Raw genomic sequence first — 7,405 nt, forward strand, 5'->3', positions numbered from 1 at the left:
GTAGCGCACAGGTGTGTATCCGCTCGGCCTGGCGCTTCAGGACAGCGTCCAGGCCTCACTGACTTTCGCCTCATAGTGCGGCAGGTAGCCCGCTAGCACGGCATTGAACGCCGCCAGCGCCTGGCTGCGGTTTTCGGCAGTGGGGGCCGCAGCCGCGGTGCGCGCCTGCCGGGTGAGTGTGTCAACCGCCGAGGCGAGCGCCGGAGTGATGCGCTTGAGCGCGTCGAGTTCGCTGCTCAGCACCGTGCCAGGGTGTTGCTCGCCGATCCTGTCGAGCAGTGCCTGAACGTCATCGGCGTGCTGCTGCAGGTAAGCGTCCCAGGCATGTGATTGTTTGGAGGATTGCAGGCAGTGTCGGGCTACCGGCAGCAGATGGTCCAGGGATTGGTCGCCCACGTGCTCCTGGCGCAAGGTCTTCCGGGTGCGCAGGGACTGCAGGTCAAGGCCGCTGTGCTGCTCGGCCGGATGCGGCAGCGTCAGGTCACGCGCCTTGCTCAGCGTATGACGGGTGAGCAGCACCACCGGCTCCCCGTGCTTGATTTTAACCAGCACCTGAGTGTGCGACGGCTTGGCGGGGTTGAGCAGCGATTCGCTGATCGAGTGGATCAGGTGGTCCCACTCGAAGGTCTGCTCGCCAATCGCCGACAACGCCTGGCGCAGGCTTTTTTTCAGCGCATCGGCTGGTTTGAGCGGGGCAATGTCGATCGTCAGGTAATCGCCGCTCAGATGCGGGTCATCCCGTTTGCGGTGGCTGATTTCAATCGTCACCCCTTTGCCGCTGCCTGCCTGTGACGATGCCGTGATGCCGGACGAGCCGCTCAGCGTCCGGGAGGGGGCTGTGAGCGTGTACACCTTTAACGAATCGGGTCGAAGCAATACGCGATGTTGATCGATCAGGGCCCGAATGGCGTTGTCCTGCTCGGGATCGATACGCGAGTGGGCCTTGAGCCGCACATAGCGTTCCAGCAGCGCGCAGGCGTGTCGGTGGTCTGCGCTCAGGCCGCGGTTCAATGCGGATGCCGGCAGGCGCGCACTGGCCCGCAGGGTGAACCGCCGGCTGCTGTCGGCCACGTGGGTGTTCATCGCAGTGAGCAGCGTCACTGCGTCGTCATCCTGGCGTTTGGAGCCGGCCATGTGTTGCAGCGCCAGGGCCGGCGCCATGTCGTGCAGGCCGAGGATATCCAGCACTTTGCTCAGGCGGGTGCGTTGCAGGGTCAGCGTCAGGGTGGAATTCACGTTCAATACGCTGAAAAAATCCATCGCCACCTTGCTGTGTACAGTCAGTGCGATGCCTTTTTCGCGGATGATCGGCGCCGAGGGCGGGTGCAGGACGGGTAATTCCACTGCGGCCAGGCCTGCACGCGCCAGTGCCTGGCGAACGTAGGGCTGGCTCAGCGCCGAATAGGCCCGGTGTCGATGCAGGTGGCGATGGTCGCTCACCAGCTCGCGCAATTGCCCGAGCGTACGCCCGATGCTTTCGCTCAGCGACGTGCGTAGCGAGCCGCTGCGGCTGTCGGCGTAATGCTCCAGGCTGGCATACGTGCGGGACATCACATGTCCCAGGCTGAGGTGCTGCTCAGACCGGCCCTCACTCAGTTCCGTCAGCGTGGACTTGAGCTTGCCTTGCAGGGCGATCACACGGGTGCTGTGCACCCGCTGGTCCGGGCCGGTGTGCAGGTGCGAGTCGATGGCCAGGCGCGGGCCTGCACTGAGCTGGCGCGTTGACTCCAATGGGTAGTCGATGCCGATATGACGATGGTTGCTGCGTTCTCCACCCTTGCGCACGTAGGCCAGCGACGTCAGTAACCGTTGCGTCAGGCGTTGATGCCGGCCGTCGCTGATCGCTGCGCGAAACTGCCACTTCAGGGCGCGGCACAGTGTGTAGTCCGCCTCGATATCCGGGTCTCGGCGGGTGCGATGTTGCTTGAGCAGGTGTTCGGCCTTTTTGAAGAAGGCGTAGAAACCCGGTAGCTCATCGACCGACAGTTCCAGCCGCTGTTGGCTGTTGCACAGTCGCTGGTGAAGCGCCTCGATGGCGAGCCGGTGGCGTTGATCGCCGCCAAGCGGTTCCAGCTGTTGCACGATGTGGTCGGCGATCCAGCGCACATCTCTTTGCAGCGGCAGCGTGCCGGGGCTTGCAGGCCCCGGCTGCATATGCAGCTGCCTTTGCAGCACTGCGGCGGTGTCATACAGGGGCGGCTGAGTCGACACTGGGCTGGGGACGCGAAGCATCGGATGTTCCTGAGGCCGGACGGGCTCAGGATTGTGAAGGCTGGTAATGCCGGGCGATGTAGGAGGAGTTCTTGGGTCTCTGGAAAACCGTCTGAACCGTGCAGGCCCCGCCTGGATTATCGTCGGAACGGTAATAAAGATTCACAGGAATGCCCGCTTATCGTTCCCGGTCGTGCCCCCTAGAATTGCGCCACTTTCCCCGCGTCAACCACCTCAGGAATTCGCAAGCCGTGCCGCGTCGCATCAGCAGAGAGCTGAAGACTCTCAGTGTTTGGGCCTTATCGTTAGCAATAAGCGGCTGCATCGGAACCTCTGGCATCGGCCCCCAGGGCCAGGCCTTGGACGCCAATCATCTGGCCACCGACGAAGCGATCCAGAGCGCCGCCAGCGACGCCCATTGGCCCACCGCGCAATGGTGGCGAGCCTACGGCGATGCACAGCTCAACCATTGGGTTGAACTCGCCACGCAAGACAGCCCCAGTATGGCCATGGCCGCCGCACGGGTGCGTGAAGCGCGGGCGCTGGCCGGAGTGGCCGAATCGGCAGAGTCCCTGCAGATCAACAGCGACACCACCCTCAAGCGCCACAACTGGCCGAAGGATCAGTTCTATGGCCCCGGTGAGTTGAGCGGTGCGAACACATGGGACAACAACGCGTCCCTGGGGTTGAGCTACGCCCTTGACCTGTGGGGGCGCGAGCGCGATGCCAGCGAGCGTGCCGTCGACCTCGCCCACATGCGCGTCGCCCAGGCGCGCCAGGCCCAGCTCGAGCTGCAGAACAACGTGGTGCGCGCCTATATCCAGTTGTCCTTGCACTACGCCGAACGCGATATCGTCGCGGCCACCCTGGCCCAGCAGGAGCAGATCCTGGACCTGGCCAACAAGCGCCTGAGCGCCGGGATCGGCACGCACCTGGACGTCAGCCAGGCCCAGACCCCGCTGCCGGAAACCCACCGGCAGTTGGACGCGCTGGATGAGCAAATCGCCCTGAGCCGCAACCAGCTGGCGGCGTTGGCCGGCAAAGGGCCGGGGGAGGGCGCGCAGTTGCGACGCCCGAGCCTGTCGCTTGCCGCTGCGTTGAGGCTGCCTTCGACCTTGCCCGCGCAGTTGCTCGGCCAGCGTCCCGATGTCGTGGCCAGTCGCTGGCAGGTGGCGGCCCAGGCGCGGGGTATCGATGTCGCCCACGCGGGCTTTTATCCCAACTTCGACCTGGTCGGCAGCCTCGGTTACATGGCCACCGGTGGCGGCGTGCTGGCGTTTGTCGCGGGCAAGAAATTCAACTACAACGTCGGCCCGGCAATCACCCTGCCGATCTTCGACGGTGGGCGTCTGCGTGCCGAGCTGGGTGAAGCCAGCGCCGGTTATGACAGCGCCGTGGCGCACTACAACCAGACCCTGGTCAATGCGCTCAAGGGCATCAGTGACCAGTTGATCCGCCGCGAGTCCATGGACAAGCAGGCGTCGTTTGCCGCGCAATCGGTGGCGTCGGCGCAGAAAACCTACGACATCGCCACCATCGCCTATCAACGTGGCCTGACTGACTACCTCACTGTGCTGAACGCCCAGACCCTGCTGTTTCGCCAGCAGCAGCTGGAGCAACAGGTACAGGCCGCGCGCCTGAGCGCCCACGCCGAACTGGTGACCGCCCTGGGCGGTGGCCTGGGTGCCGGCGACGATGTACCGCGTAACGACAAAACCCTCCCCAGCAAGACTCCGGCGGCGCTGGCCGTGTTCGATCACTGAGTAGATGGCGATGACTCCCTTGCCTGCACCACTGCGCTGGCTGCACTCCCTTGAGTGGCGCCGTGGTTTTTTCGACTGGGCACGCAGCGATGGCGTGACCTGGGTGTATATCTTCAAGGTGCTGCTCGCCGCATTCCTCACCCTGTGGCTGGCGATGCGCCTGGAACTGCCGCAGCCGCGCACCGCAATGATCACGGTGTTTATCGTGATGCAACCGCAGAGCGGCCAGGTGTTTGCCAAGAGCTTTTACCGCTTCCTCGGCACGCTGGCGGGGTCTGCGGTGATGGTGCTGCTGATCGCATTGTTTGCGCAGAACACCGAACTGTTCCTCGGCGCCCTGGCCATCTGGGTGGGCATCTGCACCGCCGGCGCCACGCGTAATCGCAATTTTCGCGCCTACGGGTTTGTGCTCGCCGGCTACACGGCGGCGATGGTCGGTTTGCCGGCCCTGGCCCACCCGGACGGCGCCTTTATGGCGGCGGTGTGGCGGGTGTTGGAAATCTCCCTGGGGATTCTCTGCTCGACGCTGGTCAGCGCCGCGATCCTGCCGCAGACCTCCAGCGCCGCGATGCGCAATGCGCTCTATCAACGTTTCGGGGTGTTCGCGCTGTTTGTCACCGACGGCCTGCGCGGACGCAGCCAGCGTGAAGCCTTTGAAAGCGCCAACGTGCGCTTTATCGCCGAAGCGGTTGGTCTGGAGGGCCTGCGCAGCGTCACCGTGTTCGAAGACCCGCATATGCGCCGGCGCAACGGTCGGCTCAGTCGCCTCAACAGCGAGTTCATGGGCATCACCACACGCTTCAACGCCTTGCATCAGTTGCTGGCGCGACTGCGCGCCGACGCCGCCGATCATGTGGCGGCGGCGATCAAGCCCGGCCTGCAGGACCTGGCCGAAGTGCTCGACGGTTTTTCCGCGCGCGCCCTGACCAGCCCCGACGCTGCGCGCCTGGTCAACGTGCTCAGCGCCTACCGGGACAGCCTGCCCGCCAAGGTGCGCAACCTGCGCGCGACCTTCCAGGAAGGCAACCCCAGCGAAGCCGAGCAACTGGATTTTCATACCGCCTACGAGCTGCTGTACCGCTTTGTCGACGACCTGCACAACTATGCTCAAACCCACGCGTCCCTGGCCGATCACCGTCACGCACGGGAAGACTGGAACGAGGTCTATACGCCGAAAACCAACTGGCTGGCCTGCGCTGCCGCCGGCATACGCGCCTCGTTCATCCTGATCGTGCTCGGCAGCTACTGGGTGGCCACTGCCTGGCCCAGTGGGGCAACCATGACCCTGATCGCAGCCGCCACGGTCGGCCTGTCCGCTGCGACGCCCAACCCCAAGCGCATGGCCTTCCAGATGGCCTGCGGCACCTTGATCGGTGCGCTGGTGGGCTTCGTCGAAATGTTCTTCGTGTTTCCCTTGATCGATGGCTTCCCGCTGCTGTGCGTGATGCTCGCGCCGGTGATCATCTTCGGCGCCTTCCTTGCCTCCCGCCCGCAGTACGCCGGGGTCGGCGTGGGCTTGCTGATCTTCTTCAGCACCGGCTCGGTGCCGGATAACCTGACGGTCTATAACCCCTACCTCTTTATCAACGACTACATCGCCATGGTCATCGGCATGCTGGTGTGCGCGGCAGCCGGAGCGATCATCCTGCCGCCCAACAGCCGCTGGCTGTGGCAGCGCCTGGAGCAGGACCTGCGCGAGCAAGTGGTGTACGCGATCAGCGGCAAGCTCAAGGGCCTGGCGTCGAGCTTTGAAAGCCGCACCCGTGACCTGCTGCACCAGGCCTATGGCCTCGCCGCCGGCCAGCCGCAGGTGCAGCGCGACCTGCTGCGCTGGATGTTCGTGGTGCTGGAGGTCGGTCACGCGATCATCGAGTTGCGCAAGGAACAGGCGATCCTGCCGGTGCATCCGGCGTACGCGCAATCCCAGCCGTGGCGCCAGGCCATCCGCGTCATGGGGCGCTCGCTGGTGCGGCTGTTCCTGCAACCCAGCGCCAGCAACCTGGAGCGCGGCTTGATCGCCGTCGACCATGCGCTCAGCCGCGTGCAGGCCACCGACGAACCGTTCGCCCCGCACTTCGACACCTCGGCCCTGCGCCGGGTGAAAAGCTACCTGCACTTTATCCGCACCTCATTGATGGACCCGCAATCGCCGTTGGCGGCGCTGAAAGGATCTGCAAATGCCCCGTGAAATTGCCTTCCACGGCCTTTACATGCCGACCATGACCCTGATGTTCCTGGTCGCGGCCGTCCTGGCCTGGGCCCTGGACCGCTTCCTGGCCGGGTTCGACCTGTACCGGTTTTTCTGGCACCCGGCGTTGCTGCGCCTGAGCCTGTTCGTTTGCCTGTTCGGCGCCCTGGCGCTGAGCGTCTACCGTTGAGAATGCCCCGATGAAAAAATTTTTCAGCCTGCTCGCAACCCTGCTGGTGCTGGCGTTGGCGATCTGGATTGGCCGCACGTTGTGGGTGCACTACATGCAAACCCCGTGGACCCGCGACGGCCGCGTGCGCGCAGACATCATCAACGTCGCGGCCGATGTGACGGGCGAGGTGGTGGACGTGCCGGTACGCGATAACCAGTGGGTGAAGAAAGGCGACCTGCTGATGCAGATCGACCCCGAGCACTACCGCATCGCGGTCAAGCAGGCGCAATCGTTGGTGGCTTCACGCAAAGCCACCTGGGAGATGCGCAAGCTCAATGCCCACCGCCGCGCCGACCTCGACGCCCTGGTGATCTCCCGGGAAAATCGCGACGACGCCAGCAACATCGCCGATGCGGCCCTGGCCGATTACCAGCATGCGCTGGCGCAACTGGAAGCCGCTGAACTGAACTTGAAACGCACCCACGTCGTGGCGGCTGTCGACGGTTATGTCACCAACCTCAATGTGCATCGCGGCGACTATGCGCGCATCGGCGAAGCGAAAATGGCCGTGGTGGATATGAACTCGTTCTGGGTCTATGGCTTCTTTGAGGAAACCAAGCTGCCCCATGTGAAAGTCGGAGATAAAGCCGATATGCAATTGATGAGCGGCGAGACGCTCAAGGGCCATGTGGAAAGCATCTCGCGCGGCATCTACGACCGCGACAACCCCGAGAGCCGAGAACTGATTGCCGATGTGAACCCGACGTTCAACTGGGTGCGTTTGGCCCAGCGTGTGCCGGTGCGGATTCATATTGATGAAGTGCCCGAAGGCGTGTTGTTGGCGGCGGGGATTACCTGCACAGTCATCGTAAACTCAACACAAAACTGAAAAATGTGGGAGGTGCGTGAGTATCTACACGACTTTTAGGTACCACGCGGGACCCTGTGGGAGGGGGCTTGCCCCCGATGGCGGCCTCTGGGCTGGCCAGGATGTTGGATTGGATCGAGTACATATCCGTTTCTGCGGTCACGGCCACTTAGGGTTCCGCCCTGACGGCGGCTCACTTTTGA

General features: G+C 63.9%; 5 protein-coding genes. 4 read left to right on the forward strand and 1 reads right to left on the reverse strand.

From position 1 onward, the window contains the following. Positions 1 to 36: 36 nt before the first annotated feature. Positions 37 to 2,232: a hypothetical protein gene (locus BFP90_RS15930; protein WP_065897330.1), complete on the reverse strand. Its 2,196-nt coding sequence runs from the start codon at positions 2,230 to 2,232 to the stop codon at positions 37 to 39. A 230-nt stretch (positions 2,233 to 2,462) separates the two neighbouring features. Here BFP90_RS15930 and BFP90_RS15935 point away from each other — a divergent pair, with 230 nt between their 5' ends. The 4 genes from BFP90_RS15935 to BFP90_RS15950 are packed head-to-tail and all read left to right on the forward strand — an operon-like array spanning position 2,463 to position 7,223. Next, a complete protein-coding gene (locus BFP90_RS15935; protein ID WP_065897331.1) occupies positions 2,463 to 3,974 on the forward strand; it encodes an efflux transporter outer membrane subunit in 1,512 nt (503 codons plus the stop codon). A gap of 10 nt (positions 3,975 to 3,984) precedes the next feature. After that, positions 3,985 to 6,162, forward strand: coding sequence for an FUSC family protein (locus BFP90_RS15940; RefSeq protein WP_065897333.1), 2,178 nt, complete (start codon positions 3,985 to 3,987; stop codon positions 6,160 to 6,162). Beyond that, the gene (locus BFP90_RS15945) at positions 6,152 to 6,352 is read left to right on the forward strand and encodes a DUF1656 domain-containing protein (protein ID WP_057724643.1); all 201 of its coding nucleotides are present in this window, start codon (positions 6,152 to 6,154) and stop codon (positions 6,350 to 6,352) included. The genes BFP90_RS15940 and BFP90_RS15945 overlap by 11 nt, the downstream gene beginning before the upstream one ends. Positions 6,353 to 6,362: 10 nt before the next feature. Beyond that, the gene (locus BFP90_RS15950; RefSeq protein ID WP_065897335.1) at positions 6,363 to 7,223 is read left to right on the forward strand and encodes an efflux RND transporter periplasmic adaptor subunit; all 861 of its coding nucleotides are present in this window, start codon (positions 6,363 to 6,365) and stop codon (positions 7,221 to 7,223) included. The last annotated feature ends 182 nt before the right edge of the window (positions 7,224 to 7,405 follow it).

Source organism: Pseudomonas sp. 24 E 13 (assembly GCF_900004715.1).
Taxonomy (GTDB): Bacteria; Pseudomonadota; Gammaproteobacteria; order Pseudomonadales; family Pseudomonadaceae; genus Aquipseudomonas; species Aquipseudomonas orientalis_A.